Origin of the sequence: Nocardioides sp. (assembly GCF_035703625.1) — a bacterium.
GTDB lineage: Bacteria > Actinomycetota > Actinomycetes > Propionibacteriales > Nocardioidaceae > Nocardioides.
On sequence record NZ_DASSXS010000305.1, the window covers coordinates 1 to 24,324 of the forward strand.

25 protein-coding genes are annotated in these 24,324 nt (G+C 72.0%); 9 read left to right on the forward strand and 16 right to left on the reverse strand.

The window, feature by feature from the left end; all coding sequences use genetic code 11:
• Both VFN12_RS16055 and VFN12_RS16060 read right to left on the reverse strand, forming a co-directional pair.
• Positions 1–2,335: sodium-translocating pyrophosphatase (locus VFN12_RS16055; RefSeq protein WP_325119763.1), on the reverse strand; the 2,335-nt coding region annotated here is incomplete at its 3' end.
• A 138-nt stretch (positions 2,336–2,473) separates the two neighbouring features.
• A complete protein-coding gene (locus VFN12_RS16060; RefSeq protein WP_325119764.1) occupies positions 2,474–2,812 on the reverse strand; it encodes an STAS domain-containing protein in 339 nt (112 codons plus the stop codon).
• Positions 2,813–2,997: 185 nt separating this feature from the next.
• Between VFN12_RS16060 and VFN12_RS16065 the strand changes: the two genes are divergently transcribed.
• Entirely contained in the window at positions 2,998–5,391 is a 2,394-nt protein-coding gene (locus VFN12_RS16065) for a DEAD/DEAH box helicase (RefSeq protein WP_325119765.1), read from the forward strand.
• Here VFN12_RS16065 and VFN12_RS16070 read toward each other — a convergent pair.
• The 7 genes from VFN12_RS16070 to ssd form a co-directional block, all read right to left on the reverse strand.
• Positions 5,362–5,703, reverse strand: coding sequence for an Rv3654c family TadE-like protein (locus VFN12_RS16070; protein WP_325119766.1), 342 nt, complete (start codon positions 5,701–5,703; stop codon positions 5,362–5,364). The genes VFN12_RS16065 and VFN12_RS16070 overlap by 30 nt on opposite strands.
• The gene (locus tag VFN12_RS16075) at positions 5,700–6,089 is read right to left on the reverse strand and encodes a TadE family type IV pilus minor pilin (protein ID WP_325119767.1); all 390 of its coding nucleotides are present in this window, start codon (positions 6,087–6,089) and stop codon (positions 5,700–5,702) included. The genes VFN12_RS16070 and VFN12_RS16075 overlap by 4 nt, the downstream gene beginning before the upstream one ends.
• Positions 6,090–6,135: 46 nt before the next feature.
• On the reverse strand, positions 6,136–6,327 hold the full coding sequence (locus tag VFN12_RS16080; RefSeq protein WP_325119768.1) for a DUF4244 domain-containing protein: 192 nt from the start codon (positions 6,325–6,327) through the stop codon (positions 6,136–6,138).
• A 190-nt stretch (positions 6,328–6,517) separates the two neighbouring features.
• Positions 6,518–7,234 carry a type II secretion system F family protein gene (locus VFN12_RS16085; protein WP_325119770.1) on the reverse strand — a complete coding sequence of 239 codons (717 nt, stop codon included), beginning with the start codon at positions 7,232–7,234 and terminating at the stop codon, positions 6,518–6,520.
• Positions 7,231–7,998: a type II secretion system protein gene (locus VFN12_RS16090; protein WP_325119771.1), complete on the reverse strand. Its 768-nt coding sequence runs from the start codon at positions 7,996–7,998 to the stop codon at positions 7,231–7,233. Before VFN12_RS16090 ends, VFN12_RS16085 begins: the two co-directional genes overlap by 4 nt.
• On the reverse strand, positions 7,998–9,152 hold the full coding sequence (locus tag VFN12_RS16095) for a TadA family conjugal transfer-associated ATPase (protein ID WP_325119772.1): 1,155 nt from the start codon (positions 9,150–9,152) through the stop codon (positions 7,998–8,000). Before VFN12_RS16095 ends, VFN12_RS16090 begins: the two co-directional genes overlap by 1 nt.
• A 139-nt stretch (positions 9,153–9,291) precedes the next feature.
• Complete coding sequence (ssd, locus tag VFN12_RS16100; protein WP_325119773.1) at positions 9,292–10,341, reverse strand: septum site-determining protein Ssd; 1,050 nt, start codon at positions 10,339–10,341, stop codon at positions 9,292–9,294.
• 133 nt (positions 10,342–10,474) lie between these two features.
• On the opposite strand from ssd, the gene VFN12_RS16105 reads away from it, so the two are divergent.
• Positions 10,475–11,272 (forward strand): HAD family hydrolase, encoded by a 798-nt coding sequence (locus VFN12_RS16105; RefSeq protein WP_325119774.1) that lies wholly within the window; start codon positions 10,475–10,477, stop codon positions 11,270–11,272.
• 189 nt (positions 11,273–11,461) lie between these two features.
• Here the strand turns inward: VFN12_RS16105 and VFN12_RS16110 are convergent, their stop codons facing one another.
• A complete protein-coding gene (locus VFN12_RS16110; protein WP_325119776.1) occupies positions 11,462–12,238 on the reverse strand; it encodes an oxidoreductase in 777 nt (258 codons plus the stop codon).
• Between the two features lie 44 nt (positions 12,239–12,282).
• On the opposite strand from VFN12_RS16110, the gene VFN12_RS16115 reads away from it, so the two are divergent.
• From VFN12_RS16115 to acs, 4 genes are all read left to right on the forward strand, one after another.
• The gene (locus tag VFN12_RS16115; RefSeq protein ID WP_325119777.1) at positions 12,283–13,131 is read left to right on the forward strand and encodes a class I SAM-dependent methyltransferase; all 849 of its coding nucleotides are present in this window, start codon (positions 12,283–12,285) and stop codon (positions 13,129–13,131) included.
• A 172-nt stretch (positions 13,132–13,303) separates the two neighbouring features.
• Positions 13,304–13,678, forward strand: coding sequence for a DUF485 domain-containing protein (locus VFN12_RS16120; protein ID WP_325119778.1), 375 nt, complete (start codon positions 13,304–13,306; stop codon positions 13,676–13,678).
• A complete protein-coding gene (locus tag VFN12_RS16125; RefSeq protein WP_325119780.1) occupies positions 13,675–15,279 on the forward strand; it encodes a cation acetate symporter in 1,605 nt (534 codons plus the stop codon). The genes VFN12_RS16120 and VFN12_RS16125 overlap by 4 nt, the downstream gene beginning before the upstream one ends.
• 119 nt (positions 15,280–15,398) lie before the next feature.
• Positions 15,399–17,384 carry an acetate--CoA ligase gene (gene acs / locus VFN12_RS16130; protein ID WP_325119781.1) on the forward strand — a complete coding sequence of 662 codons (1,986 nt, stop codon included), beginning with the start codon at positions 15,399–15,401 and terminating at the stop codon, positions 17,382–17,384.
• A gap of 40 nt (positions 17,385–17,424) precedes the next feature.
• Here acs and nhaA read toward each other — a convergent pair whose 3' ends face one another.
• A complete protein-coding gene (nhaA, locus tag VFN12_RS16135; protein ID WP_325119782.1) occupies positions 17,425–18,624 on the reverse strand; it encodes a Na+/H+ antiporter NhaA in 1,200 nt (399 codons plus the stop codon).
• Between the two features lie 93 nt (positions 18,625–18,717).
• Between nhaA and VFN12_RS16140 the strand changes: the two genes are divergently transcribed.
• Positions 18,718–19,173 (forward strand): phage holin family protein, encoded by a 456-nt coding sequence (locus VFN12_RS16140; protein ID WP_325119783.1) that lies wholly within the window; start codon positions 18,718–18,720, stop codon positions 19,171–19,173.
• Positions 19,174–19,317: 144 nt separating this feature from the next.
• Here VFN12_RS16140 and VFN12_RS16145 read toward each other — a convergent pair whose 3' ends face one another.
• From VFN12_RS16145 to nth, 4 genes are read right to left on the reverse strand one after another with little or no spacing between them, the layout of a single operon-like run.
• Positions 19,318–20,493, reverse strand: a complete 1,176-nt coding sequence (locus tag VFN12_RS16145; RefSeq protein WP_325119784.1) for a MarP family serine protease — start codon at positions 20,491–20,493, stop codon at positions 19,318–19,320.
• Positions 20,490–21,197, reverse strand: a complete 708-nt coding sequence (locus VFN12_RS16150) for a CoA pyrophosphatase (RefSeq protein WP_325119785.1) — start codon at positions 21,195–21,197, stop codon at positions 20,490–20,492. Before VFN12_RS16150 ends, VFN12_RS16145 begins: the two co-directional genes overlap by 4 nt.
• Entirely contained in the window at positions 21,194–21,799 is a 606-nt protein-coding gene (locus VFN12_RS16155; RefSeq protein WP_325119786.1) for a TlpA disulfide reductase family protein, read from the reverse strand. The genes VFN12_RS16150 and VFN12_RS16155 overlap by 4 nt, the downstream gene beginning before the upstream one ends.
• Positions 21,796–22,542, reverse strand: coding sequence for an endonuclease III (gene nth / locus VFN12_RS16160; protein ID WP_325119787.1), 747 nt, complete (start codon positions 22,540–22,542; stop codon positions 21,796–21,798). The genes VFN12_RS16155 and nth overlap by 4 nt, the downstream gene beginning before the upstream one ends.
• A 165-nt stretch (positions 22,543–22,707) precedes the next feature.
• On the opposite strand from nth, the gene VFN12_RS16165 reads away from it, so the two are divergent.
• Positions 22,708–22,971 (forward strand): hypothetical protein, encoded by a 264-nt coding sequence (locus VFN12_RS16165; RefSeq protein WP_325119788.1) that lies wholly within the window; start codon positions 22,708–22,710, stop codon positions 22,969–22,971.
• 217 nt (positions 22,972–23,188) lie between these two features.
• Positions 23,189–23,866 (forward strand): Crp/Fnr family transcriptional regulator, encoded by a 678-nt coding sequence (locus tag VFN12_RS16170; RefSeq protein ID WP_325119789.1) that lies wholly within the window; start codon positions 23,189–23,191, stop codon positions 23,864–23,866.
• Between the two features lie 77 nt (positions 23,867–23,943).
• Here the strand turns inward: VFN12_RS16170 and VFN12_RS16175 are convergent.
• Positions 23,944–24,324, reverse strand: a 381-nt coding sequence (locus tag VFN12_RS16175; RefSeq protein ID WP_325119791.1) for an endonuclease domain-containing protein, incomplete at its 5' end; no start/stop codon positions are given.

Sequence of the window (24,324 nt, forward strand, 5' to 3'; positions counted from 1 at the left end):
TACCCGCCGCGATCCGCTCGTCACCGTCCGTCGCAGGGCCGGCCGGCGACGCGGTGTCGTCGTCACCGCCGATGTGGATCGAGCGGCGCTTCGACACGTAGATGGCAGCTGCGATCGCGGCCACCGCCGCGAGCGCGATGACGATGCGCAGCGCGTCGTTCTGGTCCTGGCCGACGCCCATCGAGACCACGGCGCTGGCGATCAGCAGCGAGACCAGGTTCATCACCTTGATCAGCGGGTTGATCGCCGGGCCGGCGGTGTCCTTGAACGGGTCGCCGACGGTGTCGCCGATGATCGTCGCCTCGTGGGCCAGGGAGCCCTTGCCGCCGTGGTGGCCGTCCTCGACCAGCTTCTTGGCGTTGTCCCACGCGCCGCCGGAGTTGGCGAGGAAGACCGCCATCAGGGTGCCGGCGCCGATGGCACCGGCCAGGAACCCGGCCAGGGCGGTCACGCCGAGGCCGAAGCCGACGGCCACCGGTGCGAGGACGGCGAGCAGACCGGGCGTCACCAGCTCGCGCAGCGAGTCCTTGGTGACGATGTCGACGACCTTGCCGTACTCCGGACGGCCGGTGCCCTGCATGATCCCGGGGATGTCGCGGAACTGGCGACGGACCTCGAACACCACGGCACCCGCCGCGCGGCCGACCGCGTTGATCGCGAGCCCCGAGAACAGGAACACCGCGGCGGCGCCGAGCAGGATCCCGACCAGCACCAGCGGGTTGAACACGTTGAAGTCGAGCAGCGCGAACTCGTCGCCGCTCGGCTGCGCCTCGTTGAGCGCCTCCGCTACCGAGGTGGCGTAGGAGCCGAACAGGGCGGTGGCGGCCAGCACGGCGGTCGCGATCGCGATGCCCTTGGTGATCGCCTTGGTGGTGTTGCCGACGGCGTCGAGCTCGGTGAGGATCTGCGCGCCGGCGGGGCTGACGTCGCCGGACATCTCCGCGATGCCCTGGGCGTTGTCCGAGACCGGACCGAAGGTGTCCATCGCGACGATGACGCCGACGGTGGTCAGCAGGCCGGTTCCGGCGAGCGCGACCGCGAACAGCGAGACCGTCAGGGTCGCACCACCGAGCAGGAACGCCCCGAACACCGCGGCTCCGATCACCAGCGTGGTGTAGACGGCCGACTCGAAGCCGACCGCGAGCCCGGACAGGATCACCGTGGCCGGGCCCGTCAGCGAGGTCTTGCCGACGTCCTTGACCGGACGGCGCTCCGTGCCGGTGAAGTAGCCGGTGAGCGCGAGGATGCCCGCCGCCATCACGATGCCGATCACGACCGCCAGCGAGGCGATGATCCGAGGATCGCCCTCGGCCCCGGCCATGTCACGGCCGGCCACGTTGGCCAGGTCAGCGAAGTCGCCCGGCAGGTAGATGAAGGACAGCGCGACGCAGGCGACCGCGGCGATCCCGGCGGAGAGGTAGAAGGCGCGGTTGATGGTGACCAGGCCGTTCTCGCCCGCCCGCGGCTTGCAGAGGTAGACGCCGGCCACGGCCGTCAGCGCGCCGATCGCGGGGATCAGGAGGGGGTAGACGAGACCCTTGTCTCCGAAGGCCTGCGCACCGAGGATCAGCGCGGCGACCAGGGTGACGGCGTAGGACTCGAAGAGGTCGGCGGCCATGCCGGCGCAGTCGCCCACGTTGTCGCCGACGTTGTCGGCGATGGTGGCGGCGTTGCGGGGGTCGTCCTCGGGGATGTTCTGCTCGACCTTGCCGACCAGGTCGGCGCCGACGTCGGCTGCCTTGGTGAAGATCCCGCCGCCGACTCGCATGAACATGGCCAGCAGGGCCGCGCCGAAGCCGAAGCCCTCCAGCACGTGGGCCGCCGTCTCCTTGAACAGCAGCACGACGACGCTCGCGCCCAGGAGGCCCAGCCCGACGGTGAGCATGCCCACCATGGCGCCGGTGCGGAAGCCGATGTGCATGGCCCGGTCGCGGCCGGTCTCGTTTGCGGCCGCGGCCACGCGCAGGTTGGCGCGCACGGCCAGCGACATGCCGAGGTAGCCGACAGCCGCCGAGAACCCGGCACCCAGGAGGAAGAAGATCGAACGCCCGATCCGCACGCCGATGTCGTCGGCGGGCAGTGCCAGCAGCAGGAAGAAGGCCACCACGGCGAACACACCGAGGGTGCGGAACTGCCGCGTGAGGTACGCGTTGGCGCCCTCCTGCACCGCCTGGGCGATGTTCTTCATGTTGTCGGTGCCTTCACCGGCGGCAAGGACCTCCTGGCGGAACATCCACGCCATCCCGAGCGCGCCGAGCGCGATCAGGGCGACGACGATGACCAGGACGAGGTTGCCTCCGGAGACGTCCACGACGGCGGGAAGGATCCCGGTCATGTGCTTCCTCCTGGGAGTGGTTCAGATCTCACGAACGTCGCGGAGTCTACGCAGAAGTCAGGAGGAGGTGACACACCGGTGTGACCGTGGACACGTCGCAGGCCGCGGGGGCCCGGGGCAGGGCGTCTGCCGGGCCGGTCAGCCGGCAGCGAGCGCCTGGTCGGCCGACTCGTGGATGACGAACACCTTCGCGAGGCCGGTGATCCGGAAGATCTTCAGCAGCCGCTCCTGGCTGCAGACGAGCTGGAGCGACCCGTCGTGGGCGCGCACCTTCTTGAGGCCTCCGACCAGGACTCCGAGACCGGTCGAGTCGAGGAACTCGACAGCACCCATGTCGACGACGATGTCGTAGACACCCGCTGCCACGAGCTCGGTGATCTTGTCGCGCAGCTTGGGTGCCGTGTAGACGTCGATCTCGCCCCCGACAGCCACGACGGTCCGCCCATCGACCTCGTGCGTCGCAAGAGTCAGGTCCACGGTCTCTCCCAAACGTTCACGTGCGGCGATGTCATGCTGTCATCGCGCTCGCCGGATGATCCTACGTGAACAATAAAACCACGCGGACGCCCTGAGCGCCTCAACTTGCGCCAACCTGTTGAAGACCGGTGGTTCCCCGGTGCACCGAGGGGCACGTTGTCCCCGGGCTTTGCCAGACTGCACCCGTGGGTGCGGCGGACCCGACGGCTGCGGCCGTGACCGGGTTGATCGACAGGCTCGCGGCCGGTCCCGGTCGCGCCGACCGGCTGACCCACCTCGAAGTGCTTCCTCCGCGCCCGGCCGGTCTCGCCGACTGGCCGGCGTGGGTGCCCGCCGACGTACGGGCGGCGTACTCGCGGGCCGGGATCGCCGAGCCGTGGCGTCACCAGGTCGCTGCGGCCGACGCCGCCCATGCCGGCACCCATGTCGTGGTCGCCACCGGCACCGCATCGGGCAAGTCGCTCGCCTACCAGCTCCCGACGCTGAGTGCCATCAGGTCGGCGCGCGGCCCTCGGGGCGAGCGCGGAGCCACCGTCCTCTACCTCGCGCCCACCAAGGCCCTGGCCCACGACCAGCTCGCCGGGCTGGCCTCGCTCGGACTCGACGTGCGGCTCAGCACCCACGACGGCGACAGCCCACGGGACCAGCGGGACTGGACCCGCGACCACGCGGAGTACGTCCTCAGCAATCCCGACATGCTCCACCGGTCGCTGCTGCCGACCCACGGCCGCTGGTCGTCGTTCCTCGGGTCGCTGCGCTACGTCGTCGTCGACGAGTGCCATCACTACCGCGGGGTGTTCGGCGCGCACGTGTCCCACGTGCTGCGCCGGCTGCGGCGGGTCTGCGCCCTCCACGGCGCCGACCCCACCTTCGTCCTCGCCTCGGCCACGATGGCAGACCCGGCTGCCACGGCCACCCGTTTGACCGGCCTCGACGTCGTCCCGGTCACCGCGGACGCGTCACCACGCGGGCAGGTGGCGGTGGCGCTGTGGGAGCCCCCGTTCACCTCCTGGGCCGGGGAGAACGACGCGCCCGTGCGCCGCGCCGCCTCCTCCGAGACCGCCGACCTGCTGGCCGACCTGGTGGCCGAGGACGTGCGGACGCTCGCGTTCGTTCGCTCCCGTCGTGGCGCCGAGCAGGTCGCCATGACCGCCGCCCAGCTCCTCGCCGAGGTCGACCCATCGCTCCCGGCGCGGGTGGCCGCCTACCGCGGCGGCTATCTCCCGGAGGAACGCCGGGCACTGGAGGCAGCCCTGCGCGCCGGGCAGCTGGTCGGGCTGGCCACGACCAACGCCCTCGAGCTCGGTATCGACGTCAGCGGGCTCGACGCCGTGCTGATGGCGGGGTTCCCCGGGACCCGGGCGGCGTTCTGGCAGCAGGTCGGCCGGGCCGGCCGGGGAGCCCAGGACGCGCTGGCCGTCCTCGTCGCGCGGGACGACCCACTCGACACCTACCTGGTGAACCATCCCGAGGCCCTGCTCGGGCAGCCGGTCGAGGCGACGGTCTTCGACCCGGACAACCCGGTCGTCCTCGGCCCGCACCTGTGCGCCGCCGCCCACGAGTCCCCCCTGGTCGAGAGCGACCTCGCGCTCTTCGGGCCAGGCGCACAGGCGGTCCTCGACGACCTGACCGCCTCGGGTCTCCTGCGGCGCCGGCCGCGCGGCTGGTTCTGGACCGACCGCAGCCGCGCGGCCGACCTGGCCGACCTCCGGTCCACCGGGGGCGACGCCTTCCAGCTGGTCGAGGACTCCACCGGCCGCGTGATCGGCACGGTGGACGCGGCCGGCGCCCACCACTCCGCCCACCCCGGTGCGGTCTACGTCCACCGCGGGGAGACCTGGCTCGTGGAGTCGCTGGACCTCGACGAGCGCGTCGCGGTGATCGTCGCGGCCGAGCCCGACCACTCCACCTCGGCCCGCGAGATCACCGACATCACGATCGTCTCCGAGCTCGAGCACCGGTCACTGCCGGGAGGCCGGCTGGCGTTCGGCGACGTCGACGTCTCTCACCAGGTGGTGTCGTACCTGAAGCGACGCCAGCCTTCCGGGGAGGTGATCGCCGAGGAGCCGCTCGACCTGCCTGAGCGCAGGCTCCGGACCCGCGCGGTGTGGTGGACCGTGCCCGACGACGTACTCGACGAGCACGGGCCGGCGCCGCCGGACCTGCCCGGGGCGGCGCACGCCGCCGAGCACTGCTCGATCGGGTTGTTGCCGCTGTTCGCCACCTGCGACCGCTGGGACATCGGCGGCGTGTCGACCGCCGTCCACCCCGACACCGGCCAGCTCACCGTGTTCGTCTACGACGGCCATCCCGGGGGCGCCGGATTCTCCAGGCGCGGGTTCGAGGCCGCCGGGCCGTGGCTCGACGCCACGCGCCGGACCATCGCGGCCTGCGCGTGCGCCGAGGGCTGTCCCTCGTGCATCCAGTCGCCCAAGTGCGGCAACCAGAACCAGCCACTGGACAAGGCCGGAGCCATCGCCCTCCTCGACGCGTTGCTGGGCCAGGCACCGAGCCCCGACACCGGACCAGGCGTGGTCCCACCGGCGTCGTCAGCCCGGCCCCGCCCGGGCGCGGGCTGACAGGTCTGAGCTCTGGCCCAGCCATCGCGGGCCCGCGACTGTCACCACGACCACCACCTCCTCTCCCTGGACGGTGCAGGAGCTCAGGCGGGCGTGGTTGGCCCCGGCGATGCGCGACGCGGCGGCACACGCGTCCGCACCCTCCTGGAGATCGACCGCCGCAGCGAGAGCGGCGAGGTCAGCCGCCGACTGGGCGATCCGGTGCGCCCCCACCATCGCGGCCACCACTCCGAGGGCTGATCCCACGAGCAGGAGAAGGGAGAGGAAGGCCATCACGAGCAGGCTCCCGGCTCCCCGCTCGTCCCGCGTCACGCCGGGCCCTCCTCCAGGACCGCGACGGCCTCGGCGTGCAGCTGTGCGGCCGGCAGCGCCTCGAAGAGGCCCCCCGGTCCGGCGACCTCGCCGGTCACGGTCACGCGCACCTGTCCGCCGGTGGTCGCGACGCGGACGGTGGCACCCTCGGGTGCGACCCGCTCCCCGACCGCGACTGCCGCCCCTGTCGTGTCACCTCGCGCCACCGCCCTGGCCGTCTCGCGGGCCGCGTCGACGGCACGCAGCTGGTCGGCGCCGACGGCCAGCAGCCACGCGAGGCCGGTCGTGACCGCGACCAGCAGGGGCAGGCCCAGGGCGAGCTCGGCCGTGACGGCGCCCCGAGCGTCCCGATCGAGCGCCCTGCTCCGGGTGGACCGGGTGTTCACCGGTGCTCCCCCGAGAGCCGGCGGCCACGTGGGCGGCTCGGCGAGGTCATCCGATTCCCAGCAGCCCGAGCACGTGGTCGAACAGCGTGCGGAGCAGCTGGTCGCCGAAGCCCCCGGTCAGCATCTTGTAGAGCAGCCCGGCCAGCCCGGCCCCGGCGGCCGTGCCGACGGCGTACTCCGCGGTGGTGATGCCCCGCTCGGCCCTCGTCGGCCCGACCTGGGTCAGTGCGTCCCTCATGTGTCCATCCCTTCTCCTCGGACGCTCGCCCGGTGCGAACGTCCCGGCCCGACCTTCGCCCGAACCGACGACGCTTCGCTCGCGCCGGACGGCGTGCTGTGGACGGACGCGACCGCACCGGCACCGGTGGACAGCTGGTGGCCCTCGAGCGAGCCGGGCCGGACCCCTGCAGGGGTCCGGCGACTGGCGCTCAGACGGCCAGCTCACCGAGCATTCCGGCCACCAACGGGACGATGCCGAGCAGGAGGAACGACGGCAGCAGGCACAGCCCCAGCGGCAGGGCGGCCCTGACCCCCACCGCGCGTGCCTGCTCCTCGATGTGGGCCGTGGCCGACCGGCCGAGCTCGTCGGCCAGCTGCTCGATCGTGGGGACCACCGCCGCGCCCGTCCGGTGCGACCTGGCCAGCGCCCGCCCCAGAGGCGCCAGCTCCGGGTCTGCGGCCAGGGACGCCCAGACCTGCTCCGGTTGCACGCCCAGGTCGAGGCGCCCGGTCACCCCTGCCAACCGTTCCGCGGCCGGGCCGGGCAGCGCGCCGCACGCCATTCGGACCCCCTGCCCAGGCGTCGACCCGCCGCGCAGAGCTGCGGCGAGCAGATCGACGAGGTGGGGCAGGTCGCTGCGCACCTGTCGACGGATCCGGCGCTCGGCAGGAGGCTCGGTGCGTCCGATGACCCACCAGGCGGCGCATCCCGCCGCCACTGCGGCGACGGGGGCCGCCCGACCGCCGACGAACAGGAGTCCTCCGGCGCCGGCCATGGTCGCCAGCAGCCACCGCCACAGATGCATCCAGTGAGCCCGGGACGGCTCGTTCGGCTGCGCCGCCCCGGCCGATCGCCTCAGGCGTGGTGGGCCCGGGGTCACCAGCCAGACGACCGCGAACCCCAGCAGCCCGGCCAGGACGTTCACGGCCCGCCCTCGACGTCTCCGGCGATCACCTCGATCCACCAGAGTCCGGCGAAGCCGAACAGCAGGCCACCGCCGAGACAGGCCAGCCCCACGGGATGACCGAGCAGGAAGGACAGTGGATCGCCCCCGGCGCCGGAGCCCATGAGCAACGCGAGGGCCGGGAGCGCCGCCACGAGCCTGGCGGTCGCGCGGGCCGAGGACAGCTCGCCCTCCACGATTCGCTGTGTGCGGTGGGCGGCGCGCAGCCCCTCGGCGCACCGGCGGACGCTGTCGGCCAGACCCTGCCCCGACCGGCTGGACACCGCCCAGGCTGCCGCCACCAGCCTGAGGTCCGCCGCCCCGGGGAGGTCGGCGAGCCGACGCAGGGCCCGGGGCACGTCACCGCCGAGGTCGTGCGCCTCGGCGGCCGGGGCGAGCGGGGGCCAGCTGAGCGCAGCCCGGCCGAGCGACCGCCCGGGGGGTTGGCCTGCGGCGAGCTCGGCCGCCAGCAGCTCGCAGGTCTCCAGCACCCGCGCGGCCACCTCGCGCGCGGCGTGGCGCGCACGCCGCCGGCGGACGAGGTGGAGCGCCGCGGCCACCGCGCCCAGTGTCAGCAGGCCGAGCACCCCTGCCCGCGGCCGCGAGAGGGCCAGCGCGACCGCGACTCCGGAGGCACCGACCGCCACCGCTCGCCAGGAGACCGACCGGGAGGCTCCCGGCCGAACCGGCGCCGGCGGAGTGACCAGCGCGGCGGCGATCGAGGCGGCCACCAGGGCTACCAGCATCACCGCTCCAGCCGGCCGGCCAGCAGGTCGGCTCCCGGACCGGGCACGCAGCGACCGCCCTCGAACTCCACTGCCGGCAGCATCGTCACCAGCCCCGCCGGGTCTCGCCTCGGTACGGCCACCTGGGCCAGCCGCCGGGTGCCGTCGCGCCCGCGCGCGAGATGGAGCACCACGTCGACGGCCGAGGCGAACTGGCTGTGGGCAGCCTCGCGGCCCAGTCCTGCGGCCAGGGCGAGCGCCTCGACGCGGGCCGGTACGTCGATCGCGGAGTTGGCGTGGATGGTGCCGCACCCACCCTCGTGACCCGTGTTGAGCGCCGCGAGCAGCTCGACCACCTCCCCGCCACGCACCTCTCCGACGACCAGTCGGTCGGGTCGCATCCGGAGGGCCTGACGGACGAGGTCCCGCACCGTGATCACGCCGGCGCCCTCGATGTTGGCGGGTCGCGCCTCGAGCGCGACCACGTGCGGGTGGACGGGGCGGAGCTCGCTGGCGTCCTCGACGAGGACGATCCGCTCCTCGGGGGAGACCAGGGACAGCAGGGAGGCGAGCAGGGTCGTCTTGCCGGATCCGGTGCCGCCGCAGACGAGGAGGGCAAGCCGGCACGACACCAGCCGTCGCAGCAGCCGAGCCCCCTCGTCGCTGACGGTGCCGCACTCGACGAGCTCGTCGAGGGAGAATCCGCGGGCCCGGGGAACCCGCAGTGAGATCGCGGTGCCGGGTCGGGCGACCGGGCCCAGGACGGCGTGGAAGCGGGTGCCGTCGGGGAGCCGGCTGTCTGCGAACGGCGCGGCGTCGTCGAGCCTGCGACCACCCAGCGCCGCCAGCCTGGTCGCGAGGCGCCGCACCGCATCGTCGTCGCGAAACCTCACGTCGGCGGGCTCGAGGCCCTCGCCCCGGTCGAGGTAGACCTCGTCCGGCCCGTTGACGAGCACGTCGGTGACGCCCTCGGCGCGCAGCAGCGGCTCGAGCGGGCCCGCGCCGACCACGTCCCTGCGCAGCGCCTCGTGGACGGCGAGGACGGTGGCATCCCCCACCGGCCGCCCGGCCTCCCTCAGCGCCTCGGCGACCCGGTGCGGGGTGAGCGAACCCGGCTGGCGAGCCAGCCGGTCGCGGACCGCGTCGACGACGTCGACGGTCACCTCGGCACTCATCCGGGGCCTCCGCGGCGTTGCCCGGCGGAGCAGACCCTCGAGGTCCCCGCGAGATGGCGGGCCGGCACAGCGTGGGTGATGGGGCCGCGATCCCGGGGACCGGAGCGGAGCAGGGGGGACGAGAGGCGTCGCGGGGCGTTCATGCCGCGGGCTCCAGCCGCGCGAAGCTGTCGAGCACCCGGAGACTGGTCCGCCCCAGTGGCCCGCGCCGGGAGCGGACCGGGCCCAGCCCCAGATCGATGCTCTCGGCCAGGCCGCGCTGGTCCGGCATCTCCGCGATGACCGGAGCGCCGACGACCCGGGCCACGTCGCGAGGATCGGCACCAGCACCGCGGATCACCAGGCCCAGCGCACCGGCGGCGTCGGTGAACCCGGCGCACACCCGCGCGGCCGAGGCCACGCCGGAGACCGTCGGCGCGGTCACGACCAGCAGCTGGTCGCAGCGGGCGACGACCTCGTCGACCAGCTCGTCGCCACCGCGGGGGAGGTCCATCACCACGGTGTCGTGGCCACGTTGGGCCGCCGAGAGCGCCTCCCGCACGGCGAAGGCCTGGAGCGTGCCGTGGGGTCCGGCGTTCCAGGTGAGGACGCCGAGACCGGCGCTGCGAGGGAGCGCCTCGCGCAGGGATCGGGCACTGAGCCGACCGGTCGGCCGGCCGAGCTCGTCCCACCGCATGCCCTCGCACGCCTCGAGCCCCAGCACCCGGTCGATGCCGGGACCGAGAGGGTCGAGGTCGATCACCACGGCCTGACCCGACCGAGAGGCCATCTGGCCCAGAGCGCAGGCAAAGGTCGTGGCACCGACTCCTCCCGAGCCGCCCACGACACCGAGGGTGAGGGCGCGCTCGCTGCGGGCGTCGCCGAGGTCGGTCAGCTCCTCGACCAGCCACGCCTCCGATCCCGGGAACGCCGCCACGCTCTCGGCACCGATCGCCAGGGCCACCCGGAACAGGTCGTCGGGCACCTGGCCCATGGCCACCACGTGCACCTTCGGCCGGCGCGGGGGGCAGGTGTGCGCCATCGCCCGCGCCTGGTCGGCGCCGACGAGGACCAGGGGCGCGGCCGTCCATCCGCGCAGGCCTGCCACCCCGTCGCGGGCGACGTGGGGTGTCACTCCGGCCGCAGCCGACAGGCGCAGCAGCTCGTCGAGAAGGACTTCGTCAGCGGTGACGAACATCGGTTCGCTCATGCCCCGGGATGCTGCCCGGAGCGGGCGGCCGAGGCATCCCCGCGGGCATCGCCTGTGGACCACAGGGGCCGTACGGCGCGCGGTGGACGGTTGGTGGGCCGGGCCAGGCTCGCAGCCAACCTACGATGGCGGCATGCCGTACCGCCCGACAGCGGCCTTCTTCGACCTCGACAAGACGATCATCGCCAAGTCGAGCACCCTGGCGTTCAGCAAGTCCTTCCAGGCCGGGGGCCTGATCACCCGCCGGGCGATGCTGCGATCGGCGTACGCGCAGTTCGTCTACCTCGTGGGCGGTGCCGACCACGACCAGATGGAGAAGATGCGGGAGTTCATGTCCCAGCTGTGCGCAGGCTGGGACGTCGCCACGGTCCGCGAGATCGTCGCCGACACCCTGCACCACATCGTCGATCCCCTGGTGTACGACGAAGCCGTCTCGCTGATCGAGGAGCACCGGCTCGCCGGCCGCGACATCGTCATCGTCTCGACCTCCGGCGAGGAGGTGGTCGGGCCGATCGGCGAGATGCTCGGCGCCGACCGGGTGATCGCCACGCGGATGGAGATCGCCGACGGCAAGTACACCGGCGACATCGCGTACTACGCCTACGCGGACGAGAAGGCGCGTGCCATCGAGGAGCTCGCCCGCACGGTGGGCTACGACCTCGATCGCAGCTTCGCCTACAGCGATTCCGTCACCGACGTCCACATGCTCGAGGCGGTGGGTCATCCGCACGCGGTCAACCCTGACCGCGAGCTGCGGCGGATCGCCGCCACCCGGGGCTGGCCGGTGCTCGTCTTCACCAAGCCCGTCACCCTTCGGTCCCGGGTCCCGCTACCGCCGGCCAAGCCGACGTTGGCGGCCTTCGCGTTCGGCGGAGTGGTGGCGCTCGGCGGCATGTGGTGGGCCGGGCGCAAGCGGCGACACGACGCCTGACCCCGCCGCGCGTGGCCCATAAGTCAAGCCTTGAAGTCGGCTCGGATGCAGCGTAGAACGGACACAACAAATCAAGACCCGCACGTGAGCCGGGTACCCACGCGGCGATCCACCCTTCCTACAGGGCGCCTGCCGTTCGGGAAACTCCCGCGACAGCAACTGATGATGCACGCTTGGTAGCCAGCGGTCTCACGTGTCAGCGGCGGCATCCGACCTCGTGTCGGGTGCCGCTCGCATGCGCGGGTCGTCCACCCGCAGGGGGCTGGCCTCGGCCCCGGCGGCGTACGCCTCGGCGGCGTACAGCAGCCACGCGTGGACTCCCGCGCGACCACCGTCGCGGTACCCCTCGAGGTTCGACTCGTACGCCGCCCGGTGGGCGAGGTGCCCCGCCTCCGGGACCACGAGCGACTTCTCGTCGACCCCCCGCGCCACCAGGACGAGGCGCTCGGCCGCACGCGCCACGATCCCGTTGTGCGACGCGAACGGCGCGGCCGCGGCGAGGTCGGCATGCACCACCGCGGCCACCACCAGCGCCGGGGCCGCGGTGGGCGCCGTCAGCAGGGTCGCCACGGCCCGCAGCCGCTCGGCGGCCTGGGCGTCGCGGGGGCGCCCGAGGTCCTCGCGGGGTACCGAGCCCGCGCCGGCCAGCGCGTGGATCCGGGCCAGCGCCTGCCCCGGGGACCTCCCCAGCACCTGGGCCTGCCCCAGCAGCTCGGTCGAGACCCGCAGCGACGCCTGCGCGACCTCGTCACCGCGGCCGTCGCGGATGTCGGCCAGGGAGGATCCCGACCCTTCGAGGACGGCGCTGGCGTGCGCGCCCCTCAGCAGCGACTCGGCGGTGGTCTCGGGCGACGTTCGCCTCAGGCCACGGTCACGCAGCATCGCGTCGATCCCGTCACGCACCGCGGCGTAGGCGGACGGGACTCCTTCCAGGGACATCAGCCCGTCCAGGCGGTCGTCGGTCATGGCGGAAGGCTAGGACAGGCGGTCTGGGGGTTAGCCTGCAGCCAATGGATGAAGAGCACCAGCGACTCGCGCATTCCTTCGGCTCAGTGGCCGAGGCCTACGACCGCGGGCGCCCGTCCTTCCCCCGCGAGGCCGTGCAGTGGCTGGTCGGCAAGGACCCCGCGACCGTCCTCGAGGTGGGCGCCGGCACCGGAAAGCTCACCGAGCAGCTGGTCGCCCTCGGCCACGACGTCCACGCCACCGAACCCGCCGAGGAGATGCTCGAGATCCTGCGCCGCAACCTGCCGGACACCCGGGCCACGCGCGCCTCGGCCGAGGACCTGCCCGTCCCGGACCGCTCCGTCGACGTCGTCGTCGCCGCCCAGTCCTTCCACTGGTTCGACCTCGAGCAGGCGCTGCCCGAGATCGCCCGCGTGCTCCGGCCCGGGGGGCACCTCGCCCTGGTCTGGAACCTGCGCAACGAGAAGATCCCGTGGGTGCGCAAGCTCGGCACGCTGATCGGCAACCAGGAGCTGCTGTCGAAGGACATCGCCGAGCCGCTCGTCCACTCGGGTCTCTTCGGCTTCGTGGAGGACGCGACGTTCCCCTTCTGGCAGGACATCAACCGCCAGACGATCCGCGACCTGGTGCTGTCCCGCTCCAACATCGCTTCCCTGGACGAGGAGGCCCGGGCGGACAAGCTGGCCGAGGTGGTGGCGTTCTACGACGACTACGGGCGCGGCATGGACGGCATGCGCCTCCCCTACGACAGCCAGTGCTTCCGGGCTGCGGTCGTCGAGCGGCCAGGGCAAGCCCCCGGCGACGAGGAGGGAGACGGACCGGAGCCTCCCCGCGACGCCGAGCCGCCCACGGACGGGCCCGACGACGGCATGCTCCTCATCGACTTCAGGTAGCGGAGCCGCACCAGCGGATCCGCTGGTGGTGGTCGGGCGGGCCGTCGCCGACGGGCCCCGCAGAGGGCGGCGAACCGGGCGTGCGGAGACCTCGAGCAGACGCTCCACCCTCGACAACAACCCCGGCCACTCCTACGGTGACGGAGACCACATCTGCCGAGGAGGAGCCCCCGTGTCCCAGCAGTCCGAAGGCAGCGGCGTCCATCAGACGTCCGCCCATCCGCTCTATCTCGAGCTGCACGAAACCTCTGATTTCGCCGAGCTGCGCAGGAAGTTCCGCGGCTTCGTCATCCCCGCCACGATCGCGTTCATGTCGTGGTACCTGCTCTTCGTCGTCATGTCGAACTGGGCTGACGACTTCATGTCCACCCCGGTCATCGGCAACATCAACGTCGGGCTGGTGTTCGGACTGCTGCAGTTCGTCTCGACGTTCCTGATCGCCTGGCTGTACGGCCGGTACATGGAGCGCAACGTCGACCCGCTCGCCCGCAAACTGGAGAAGCGCTACGTCGACGAGGCCGCCGGACACGGAGGTGCCGACCGATGAGCTCCGAGACCCTCGCCAGGGTGCTCTTCCTGGTGGTCGTGGCGATCACGATCGGCATCACGATCTGGGCCAGCCGCCAGACCAAGGGCGCGGCCGACTACTACGCGGGCGGCCGCTCGTTCAGCGGCTTCCAGAACGGTCTCGCCATCTCCGGCGACTACATGAGCGCCGCGTCGTTCCTGGGCATCTCGGGCCTGATCGCCCTCTCGGGGTACGACGGCTTCCTCTACTCCATCGGGTTCCTGGTGGCGTGGCTGGTGGCCCTGCTGCTGGTGGCCGAGCTCCTGCGGAACTCCGGCCGCTACACGATGGCCGACCAGCTCGCGTTCCGGATGCGGCAGCGTCCGGTGCGCACCGCGGCGGCGTCCTCGACCGTGGTCGTCTCGATCTTCTACCTGCTCGCGCAGATGGTCGGGGCGGGCGCGCTGGTCACCCTGCTCCTCGGGGTGGAGGGCGAGCGGTACATCAACCTCACGATCGTCGTGGTCGGCCTGCTGATGATCTTCTACGTGGTCTTCGGCGGGATGAAGGGGACCACCTGGGTGCAGATCGTCAAGGCGGTGCTGCTGATGTCGGGCACGCTCCTGATCACGGTGCTGGTGATGGCGAAGTTCAGCTTCAACCTCTCCGAGCTGCTCGGGGCGGCCGCCGACAACTCCGGCAAGGGAGCCGCCTTCCTGGAGCCCGGCCTGGCCTACGGCGCGACGTTGACCACGCAGATCGACTTCGTCAGCCTGGCGCTGGCGCTGGTCCTCGGCACCGCCGGACTGCCACACATCCTGATCCGCTTCTACACGGTGCCCACGGCGAAGGATGCCCGCACCTCGGTGAACTGGGCGATCGGGCTGATCGGCTCGTTCTACCTGATGTCGCTGGTGCTGGGCTTCGGCGCGGCGGCCCTGCTCGACACGGGCGAGGGCAGCGCCGTCCTCGAGTCCGGGGGCAACCTCGCCTCCCCGTTGCTCGCCGAGGCGGTCGGCGGCGGGCCCGGCACCGGCGGAGGCGCGATCCTGCTGGCCTTCATCGCCGCGGTCGCGTTCGCCACGATCCTGGCCGTGGTCGCCGGGCTGACGCTCACCTCGGCGTCGTCGGTGGCCCACGACCTCTACGCGAACGTGTGGAAGAAGGGCAAGGTCACCGAGAAGCAGGAGGTCGGCGTGGCCCGGATCGCCGCGTTCGTCATCGGTGGGATCGCCATCGTGCTGTCGATCTTCGCGAAGGACCAGAACATCGCGTTCCTGGTGGCGCTGGCGTTCGCGGTGGCGGCCTCGGCCAACCTGCCGTCGCTGCTCTACAACCTGTTCTGGAGCCGGTTCAACACCCGCGGCGCCACCTGGGCGATCTACGGCGGCCTGATCACCTGTGTGGTGCTGGTCGTCTCCTCGCCGGCCGTCTCGGGTGACCCTCTGGCGATGTTCCCCGAGAGCGATTGGTCGTGGTTCCCGCTGAAGAACCCGGGCATCATCTCGATCCCCGCCGGCTTCCTCTTCGGCTGGATCGGCACGATCACCTCGCGCGAGCCGGAGGCCGAGACGGCCTACCCGGAGCTCGAGGTCAGGTCGCTCACGGGAGCGGGCGCCGAGGCGGCCACCCACCACTGATCGCAAGCCCAAACCGTCCGGACGGCCCTCGCACCGAGGGTCGTCCGGGCGACCATCCGGGGGTAGGTTCGCAACCGGAACGCCCCCGGACAGCGCCGACGAGACCCAGGAGCATTCGCATGACCGACGAGACCCTGTCCAACCTCTCCCGCGAGGACCGCCGCTTCGAGCCACCGGCCGACCTGGCCCGCAACGCCAACGTCAAGGAGGAGGCCTACGAGCGAGCCGCCTCCGACCGTGAGGCGTTCTGGGCGGAGGCCGCCGAGCGGCTCGACTGGGACACGACGTGGGACCGGGTCGTCGACTGGGACGACCCGCCGTTCGCCAAGTGGTACGTCGGCGGCAAGCTCAATGCGGCGTACAACTGCGTGGACCGCCACGTCGAGGCCGGAAACGGCGACAAGGTGGCGTTCCACTGGGTGGGCGAGCCCGAGGACGACACTCGCGACATCACCTACGCCGACCTCAAGGACCAGGTGTGCCAGGCCGCCAACGCGCTGACCGACCTCGGCGTGAAGTCCGGCGACCGGGTGGCGATCTACATGCCGATGATCCCGGAGACCGTGGTGGCGATGCTGGCGTGCGCGCGGATCGGCGCCCCGCACACCGTGGTGTTCGGCGGCTTCTCGTCGAGCGCGCTGCGCGACCGGATCCAGGACTGCGACGCCCGGGTGGTCATCACCTCCGACGGTGGCTACCGCCGTGGTGAGCCGTCGGCGCTCAAGCCGGCCGTCGACGAGGCGTGCGAGCAGTGCCCCGACGTACGCAGCGTGGTCGTGGTCCGGCGCACCGGCCAGGAGATCGACTGGGACGACGACCGGGACGTGTGGTGGGAGGACTCGGTCGGCAAGGCGTCGACCGACCACACCCCCGAGGCCTTCGACTCCGAGCACCCGCTCTACGTGATGTACACGTCGGGCACCACCGGCAAGCCGAAGGGGATCCTGCACACGACGGGCGGCTACCTGGTCGGGACGTCGTACACCCACTGGGCGGTCTTCGACCTCAAGCCCGACCAGGACGTCTTCTGGACCGCGGCCGACATCGGCTGGGTCACCGGCCACTCCTACATCGTCTACGGCCCGCTCGCCAACGGCGCGACGTCGGTGCTCTACGAGGGCACGCCGGACACCCCCCACAAGGGGCGCTGGTGGGACATCGTCGAGCAGTACAAGGTGACGATCCTCTACTGCGCCCCGACCGCGATCCGCACCTTCATGAAGTGGGGCTCGGAGATCCCGGACAAGGCCGACCTGTCCTCGCTGCGGCTGCTCGGCTCGGTCGGCGAGCCGATCAACCCCGAGGCCTACGTCTGGTACCGCGAGCACATCGGTGGAGGCAGGTGCCCCATCGTCGACACCTGGTGGCAGACCGAGACCGGGCAGCTGATGATCTCCCCGCTGCCGGGCGTCACCCACGGCAAGCCCGGGTCGGCGATGCGGCCCCTGCCCGGCATCAGCGCCGACGTGGTGACCGAGGAGGGCGAGTCGGTGCCCAACGGCTCGGGCGGCTACCTCGTGCTCACCGAGCCGTGGCCGGCGATGTTGCGGACGATCTGGGGCGACGACGACCGCTTCCGCGACACCTACTGGTCGCGCTACGAGAAGCAGGGCTTCTACTTCGCCGGCGACGGCGCCAAGAAGGACGAGGACGGCGACCTGTGGCTGCTCGGCCGGGTCGACGACGTGATGAACGTGTCCGGGCACCGGCTGTCGACCACGGAGATCGAGTCCGCGCTGGTGTCCCACCCGAAGGTCGCCGAGGCCGCGGTGGTGGGCGCCAACGACCCCGACACGGGCCAGGCGGTCTGCGCCTTCGTGATCCTGCGCGAGTCGGCGCTCGAGGAGGGCGAGACGGCCTCCGACGACCTGATCGACGAGCTGCGCCAGCACGTCGCCAAGGAGATCGGCAAGATCGCCCGCCCGCGCCAGATCATGGTCGTGCCCGAGCTGCCCAAGACCCGATCGGGGAAGATCATGCGGCGCCTGCTGCGCGACGTGGCCGAGCACCGCGACGTCGGCGACGTCACGACCCTCGCCGACTCCAAGGTGATGGACCTGATCGAGAAGAACCTGTCCTCCGACAAGGGCTCCGACGACGACTGACCCCGCGCTGACCCGCCCGAAACTTTCGGGCGGGTCGGCGTCAGGGCGTGAGGTGGAAGCGGTCCCGGTGCCCGAGGACGAGGGCGCCGAGGACCGCCGAGAACACCGACCCGCTGAGTACGGCGGCCTTCGCGGCCTCCCGCGCCTCCCCCTCGAAGGAGAGGTCGGAGACCAGCAGCGAGACGGTGAAGCCGATCCCCGCGATGATGGCCACACCCACCAGGTCGCGCCAGCCGAGGCCGGGTGCGAGCTCGGCGCGGGTGAGCCGGGTGACCAGCCAGGTGCCACCAAGCACCCCGACGGGCTTACCGATGACGAGGCCGAGCACGACGCCGACCACGACCGGCTCGGTCAGCAGGTCGGTGCCGCCCTCGAATGCGACGCCGGCCGACATCAGCGCGAAGAACGGCACCGCCACCGCGGCCGAGAGGGGCGAGAGCAGGTGCTCGAGCCGCTCGGCGGGGCTGCGCTCCTCGCCGTCGTCGCGGCGGACCCGGACCAGCAGACCGAGGACGACGCCCGCGATCGTGGCGTGAATGCCGCTTTCGTGCACCAGCCACCAGGCCGCGACCGCGAGTGGCAGGTAGACCCACGGTGAGCCGATCCGCCGACGCTGGAGCACCGCCCAGACGGCGAAGACCGCGAAGGCCCCCGACAGCGCGAGGGCGTCCAGGGTCGACGTGTAGAAGACGGCGATGATCACGATCACCACCAGGTCGTCGACGACGGCGAGGGTCAGCAGGAACGCCCGCAGCGCCGTCGGCAGGTTGGAGCCGACCACTGCCAGCACGGCGAGCGCGAAGGCGATGTCCGTCGCGGCCGGGATCGCCCACCCCCCGGGCTCGCCCTCGGGGTGCGCGGTGTTGACCGCCAGGTAGAGCAGTGCCGGCACGGCGACGCCGCACAGTGCTGCCACGACCGGTACTGCCGCATCAGCCGGGCGCCGCAGCGATCCCACGACGAACTCCCGCTTGAGCTCGAGCCCCGCGACGAAGAAGAACAGGGTGAGGGCGCCGTCCGCGGCCCAGTGCTCGAGGTCCAGCGGGCCGACGGCCACGTGCCGGAGGTCGTCGTACGACGTGCCCCACGGCGAGTTCGCCCACACCACTGCCACGGCGGCCGCCACCAGTGCGACCGCGCCGCCCACGGTCTCGCGCCGAAAGACGTCGCCGAGGTAGGTGCTCTCCGCAGGGCCGGGCTCCGGGAAGAGCAACGGCCGGCGGCGGGCCCTGGGGGTCATGGCGTCCTTTTCGGGTCGGCAACGAAGGACCTGCCGACCAGACTTCCCGGCTCACCGTGGTCCAGCCTACGCCCCAACGATAGGGTCGCGCGCATGGCAACCGAACCGGTCAAGGCCGTCCGACCCCCCGAGGGGCCCTTCGAGGGCGAGCCCACCATCGGCCGCCTGGTCACCGATGCCAGCCGTGACATCTCGTCGCTGATCACCAAGGAGATCCAGCTCGCCAAGTCCGAGCTGAAGGTGAGCGTCCGGGCCGGTGGCGTGGGGATCGGGCTGTTCGCAGGGGCGGCCCTCGTGGCCGTCCTTGCCGTCATCATGCTGTCCGTGGCGATCGCCTACCTGATCCACTGGAACGGGGAGGGCCTCGACCTGCACTGGGCGTTCCTGATCGTCTTCGCCTTCTACCTGCTCGTCGCCGCCCTGCTGGCCTACGTGGGCGTCCGAAAGGTCAAGCAGGTCCGGCCGCCTGACAAGGCGATCCACCAGGGCAAGGAGATTCCGCGGGCGCTCAAGGGTCAGTCGGAGAAGAGCCCGGACCCCGTGGTCTGAGGTTCTCCGGTCGCCGCGCCCTCGTCGCCGCTCTGCCCACGGCTACTGGGTTTCGACACGCTCGCGCGACCTCGTTCCTCGGTCGCGTCGCTTGCTCAACCTGGCTGACCTTCGGACTCCAGCTCGTACCTCGCTGGGCTCCGGTCAGCCAGCACAGTCGCCGGTGGAGACCGGACTGTCGTTGGAGATCCCGAGGGCCGCGCTCCTCCCGACCTGGTCGGCCGTGATCGCATAGCCGGTGTCGCGGTCGGTGACCGAGGCCGCGAACACCACCCCGACCACGTCCCCGGCGGAGGACACGATCGGGCCTCCGGAGTTTCCGGGGCGCACCAGGCCGCGCAACGAGAAGACCTCGCGGATCACGGTGCCCTCGCCGTAGATGTCCGGTGACCGCAACCGCTGGGAGGCCCGGATCCGCGCCGCCTGCACGTCGTAGGGGCCGTCCTGCGGGTAGCCCAGGATCGCGACGCCGTCGCGTTCCTGCGCCTCACGGTCGAACTCCAGCGAGGGGATGCCACTGGTGTCCATCTGCAGCACGGCGATGTCGAGATCGGGGTTGTAGTAGACGACCTCGGCGGACACGCTGCTGCCGTCGACCTCGACCTCGGGCGCGTCGACGCCGGCGACCACGTGGGCGTTGGTCATCAGCCGGCCCGAGGAGTAGACGAAGCCGGTGCCCTCGACCCCCCGGCCGCAGTCGTTGGTGCCCCGGACCTTGAGCACCGCCGGAGCCGCGGCCTCGACGTCGGGATCCGTGAGCAGGCGCCGTGGACCCGGGCCCACCTCGACGATGCGCTCCGGTGCGAACGGCTCGAGGTAGCGGGGGAAGAACGTCGTCCCCACCACGTTGTTGAAGGCGTTGAGCACCCCGTCGGCCGAGTCGGGGAGCGCCCCGTCGACCCAGGCCAGTACCGAGGAGTTCCGGACCATCGGGGAGACACCCCCGAGGCCGGCTCCGGCCACCGCGACGCCGAGCGCCCACGACACGAGGAGTACGGCGAATGCGCTCAGCGCCGCGCCGCCCACGGCGTCGAGGGCGCGCACCGGCTGCCAGGTGATCCGTTCCCGGACCCGGGCGCCCGAGAACTGCAGGATCGCCTGCCCGAGCGAGGCGGCCAGGATCACGATGAACAGCGCGCCCAGCGACACGAAGAGCGAGGGGTTGGCGTCGCCGAGGACGATCGGGGCCAGCCAGACCCCGAGGAGGCCGCCGAGGACCAGCCCGGTGGTGGCGAAGGCGCCGGTGACGAACCCCTGCCAGTAGCCCGACAGGGCGTAGGCCAGCACGAGCACGATCAGCAGCCAGTCGAGGACGTTCACCGGCGCTCCTCGCGGGGGTCGGGGAATCGGGTGTTGGGCTGCACGTCGATCCTGCGGGGTTCACCTTGAAGCATGTACGACGGCAGGTCGCGGACCCGGGACTCGTCCCACTCGCTGGACCAGCCGACGAAGTCGAACAGGCGGGCGATGATCCCGGCGGTGAAGCCCCAGAGGATCACGTCGCGCTCCGGGCCGATCAGGAAGCCCGGGCCCAGCCACCCCGTGGGGTGCCGGACCGAGATGCGGTGCTCCGGGTCGAGGAGGTCCTGGATCGCCACCCGGTGGATGTCGTGCACCTCGTCGGGGTCCACCACGTCGACCTTCGTCGGCTCGTGCCACCACCCGAGGATGGGGGTCACCGCGAAGTTGCTCGGGGGCAGCCACAGCTCGGGCAGCTCCCCGAACACCTCGACGCCGGCCGGGTCGAGACCGGTCTCCTCCTCGGCCTCGCGCAGCGCCGCCTGGACCGGCGTCTCGCCCTCGTCGATCGCCCCGCCGGGGAAGGAGACCTGCCCCGGGTGCGAGCGCATGTGGTGGGCGCGTTCGGTGAGCAGCAGCTCGCCACCCGACGGGCCCTCGCCGAACAGCACCAGAACGGCGCCCTGACGGGTGTCGGCGTCCTCGGGCGGCATGAACCTGGTCAGCTCGTGCACGGTGATGGACTCGGCGCCCTCCTTCACCGGGCGCAGCCACTCGGGGATCACAGGCTGGTCCCCAGGTGCCGGTTGACCAGATCCACGAGCTGGGCCTCCGACTCGATCTCCATGAGGCTGCGGTAGGCAACGCGTCCCTCCGCGTCGAGCAGGACCAGTCCCGGGAGACCACGGACCGTCATCCCGTCCACCGTCGCGAGCTCTGCCTCGGGGTCGGCCAGCAACGGGTAGGTCACCCCGCTGTCGGCGACCAGCTCCATCGCCGACTCGACCTGCGGGTCCTGCCAGTCGATGCCGAGCACGCCGACCCGGTCGCCGTGGTCCTCGTGGAACTGCTGGAGCACCGGCATCTCGCGCCGGCAGGGCCCGCACCACGACGCCCACAGGTTGACCACCATCGGCCCGCGCAGTGCCGCGAGGTCGACGTCGCGACCGCCGCCGAGGCAGGGCAGGGTGACCGCCGGAAGGCCCCCGTCGACGCGCTCGCCGCCGGCCGGCGGACAGTCCTCCACCCCGGCCCTCGCCTTCATCTGGTGCAGCCGGGGGGTGTCGACGTCGACGTCGGCGGCACCCGGCAGGGCGACGTCGCCACCGGTAGCGCAGCCGGTCAGGGCGAGCACGGCCACCAGCACGGTGACGACGGCCAGCCTCATGCGCGGCCCTCGGTGCGGACCAGCCTGGCCGCCGCTTCCGCGTCGACCGGCCCCTCGCCGTAGGAGGGGCACCAGCGCGCGACCGGACACGCACCGCAGGCGGGCTGCCGCGAGTGGCACACCCGTCGTCCGTGCCAGATCAGGTGGTGGCTGAGCATCGTCCAGTCGCGGCGCGGGAAGAGCTCGCCGACGGCGTGCTCGACCTTGACGGCGTCGGTGAGGTCGGTCCACCCGAACCGCCGGGCCAGCCGGCCGAAGTGGGTGTCGACGGTGATCCCGGGGATCCCGAAGCCGTTGCCGAGCACCACGTTGGCCGTCTTGCGGCCGACTCCGGGAAGGGTCACCAGGTCGTCGAGCCGGGACGGCACCTCGCCGTCGTAGCGCTCCACGAGGGCCTGGCTGAGCTTGAGCAGCGACTCGGTCTTGGCTCGGAAGAAGCCGAGCGGCCCGATGATCCGCTCGAGGTCCGCGCGCTCGGCGGCGGCCATCGCCGGCGGATCCGGGTAGGCAGCGAAGAGGGTCGGCCGGACGGCGTTGACCCGCTTGTCGGTCGTCTGGGCGCTGAGAACCGTGACCACGAGCAGCTGGAAGGGGTTGTCGAAGTCGAGCTCGCACCGGGCGTCCGGGTAGGTCTCGGCGAGGACGCGGTCGATCTTGCGGGCACGGCGCACCAGCGCCGTGCGGGACGGCCCACCCGAGTTACCAGCCGAGTTGCCGGCCCGCTCCGGCTGCGTGCTCACCATGGTCGCAAGCGTAGATGGCGGCGTCGACGCGGCCGAATGCTCAGGCCCCTCGGGAGGATGCGCCCGACCAGCTGGCCGGCGCCGATCGTGACAGATGGTCGCGCAGCGTCTTGCCGGCCGGCGCGTCGTAGATCTTGTCCGCGACGCCGGCCGGATCGCGATCGGGTGGTCGTTGTCGTCGACGACGACGAGACCTGGCCGGTCGTGCCCGGTGAGCACGTGGACCGCCTCGCCGGCCGGGGTGTTTGGGCGGACCGCCGGGTACGGCGACGCCAGCTCGTGTGCCACGTCCAGTTCGCCACCGAGTGGGTGCACCGCACCAAGGTCGCGCTCGCCGGGGTCGCGCTCGCCGGGGTCGCGCTGATGCTGCTGCTGCGGCTCGCCGGGCGCGCGGGGCACCGGATCGGCTTCTGTGAGTTCACCCGGTAGGGCACGGCCGTCACGGTCGGCGCGACGGCGCCGTACCTGTGGCCGAGGTACCTCTGAGCATCGTCGGCTGGCCGGCGCGAGGGGCCATTGGACCAACGCGCATTCGACCCCTCGGCCTCCTTCGGCGAGACTGGTGTGCACATGTGACCTGCGCCACTGGCTAGGATCAGCCCGATCCGTCGAGAGGCTGGCGGACGAGACGAACCCGGGAGGCACCGTGGACAACGACGTACTGCGTCAGGCTCCGCTGTTCAGCGCACTCGACGACGAGGCGGCCACCGCCCTGCGGACGTCGATGTCCGAGAGCCGGCTGCAGCGCGGCGACGTGCTCTTCCACGAGGGCGACTCGGGCGACAAGCTCTACATCGTGCTCGACGGCAAGGTGAAGCTGGGCCGCACCTCGAGCGACGGCCGGGAGAACCTGCTGGCGATCCTGGGGCCGGGCCAGATGTTCGGCGAGCTCTCGCTCTTCGACCCGGGTCCCCGCTCGGCGACGGTCACCGCGGTGACGGACGCGGCGTTCGCCTCGTTGTCGCACGATGACCTGCTGCGCTGGCTGGAGGGGCGGCCGGTGGTCGCCCGCGGACTGCTGTCGCAGATCGCCAGCCGACTCCGCAAGGCCAACGACGTCAACGCCGACCTGGTCTTCTCCGACGTGCCGGGCCGGGTGGCCAAGGCGCTGCTGGACCTCGCCGACCGCTTCGGGCGTACCGCCGACGACGGCGTCCACGTCCACCACGACCTCACCCAGGAGGAGCTCGCCCAGCTGGTCGGCGCCTCCCGCGAGACCGTCAACAAGGCGCTGGCCGACTTTGCCTCCCGCGGCTGGCTCCGCCTCGAACCCCGCTCCGTCGTGATCATGGACATCGAGCGGCTGGCCCGCCGCGCCCGCTAGCCCATCCGTTGAGTTGGGGATTCCCGCTCCTTGAATCGGGGATTCTCGTCAGGTGAGTCGGGGATTCCTGCCTGCCCTCAGCCGTAGATGCGCCGACGGGGCCGTTGGGCCTCGGCCAGCGCTTCCCTGACCCGGCTGATCCACGCGATCAGGGCGTCTCCGGAGAACGACTCCTTCGTGACCACGATGACCGTCCAGCCGTGCCGCTCCAGCCATTCCCGCCGCCTCAGGTCCGCTTGCCGGTCCGTCTCGGACGTGTGGAACTCCTCGCCGTCGTACTCGACCGCGACCCGGGCATGTGGGTATGCCAGGTCCAGACGGAACGTCGGCACTCCGCCGATCTCGATCCAGTACTGCGCTTCCGGGGCCGGCAGGCCATGGTCTATCAGCGCCAGCCGCGTCCACGACTCCGCCGGGGACTCGGCGCGAGGGTCCGCCAGCGGAATCAGCTCCCGGAG

What these genes read in the sequence shown, in the direction of transcription:
- VFN12_RS16155 (WP_325119786.1), bottom strand. Translation starts at nt 21,799, where the DNA reads ATGAGGCTGGCCGTCGTCACCGTGCTGGTGGCCGTGCTCGCCCTGACC.
- VFN12_RS16105 (WP_325119774.1), top strand. Translation starts at nt 10,475, where the DNA reads ATGCCGTACCGCCCGACAGCGGCCTTCTTCGACCTCGACAAGACGATC.
- VFN12_RS16110 (WP_325119776.1), bottom strand. Translation starts at nt 12,238, where the DNA reads ATGACCGACGACCGCCTGGACGGGCTGATGTCCCTGGAAGGAGTCCCG.
- VFN12_RS16115 (WP_325119777.1), top strand. Translation starts at nt 12,283, where the DNA reads ATGGATGAAGAGCACCAGCGACTCGCGCATTCCTTCGGCTCAGTGGCC.
- VFN12_RS16140 (WP_325119783.1), top strand. Translation starts at nt 18,718, where the DNA reads ATGGCAACCGAACCGGTCAAGGCCGTCCGACCCCCCGAGGGGCCCTTC.
- nhaA (WP_325119782.1), bottom strand. Translation starts at nt 18,624, where the DNA reads ATGACCCCCAGGGCCCGCCGCCGGCCGTTGCTCTTCCCGGAGCCCGGC.
- nth (WP_325119787.1), bottom strand. Translation starts at nt 22,542, where the DNA reads ATGGTGAGCACGCAGCCGGAGCGGGCCGGCAACTCGGCTGGTAACTCG.
- ssd (WP_325119773.1), bottom strand. Translation starts at nt 10,341, where the DNA reads ATGAGCGAACCGATGTTCGTCACCGCTGACGAAGTCCTTCTCGACGAG.
- VFN12_RS16090 (WP_325119771.1), bottom strand. Translation starts at nt 7,998, where the DNA reads ATGCTGGTAGCCCTGGTGGCCGCCTCGATCGCCGCCGCGCTGGTCACT.
- VFN12_RS16125 (WP_325119780.1), top strand. Translation starts at nt 13,675, where the DNA reads ATGAGCTCCGAGACCCTCGCCAGGGTGCTCTTCCTGGTGGTCGTGGCG.
- acs (WP_325119781.1), top strand. Translation starts at nt 15,399, where the DNA reads ATGACCGACGAGACCCTGTCCAACCTCTCCCGCGAGGACCGCCGCTTC.
- VFN12_RS16095 (WP_325119772.1), bottom strand. Translation starts at nt 9,152, where the DNA reads ATGAGTGCCGAGGTGACCGTCGACGTCGTCGACGCGGTCCGCGACCGG.
- VFN12_RS16080 (WP_325119768.1), bottom strand. Translation starts at nt 6,327, where the DNA reads ATGAGGGACGCACTGACCCAGGTCGGGCCGACGAGGGCCGAGCGGGGC.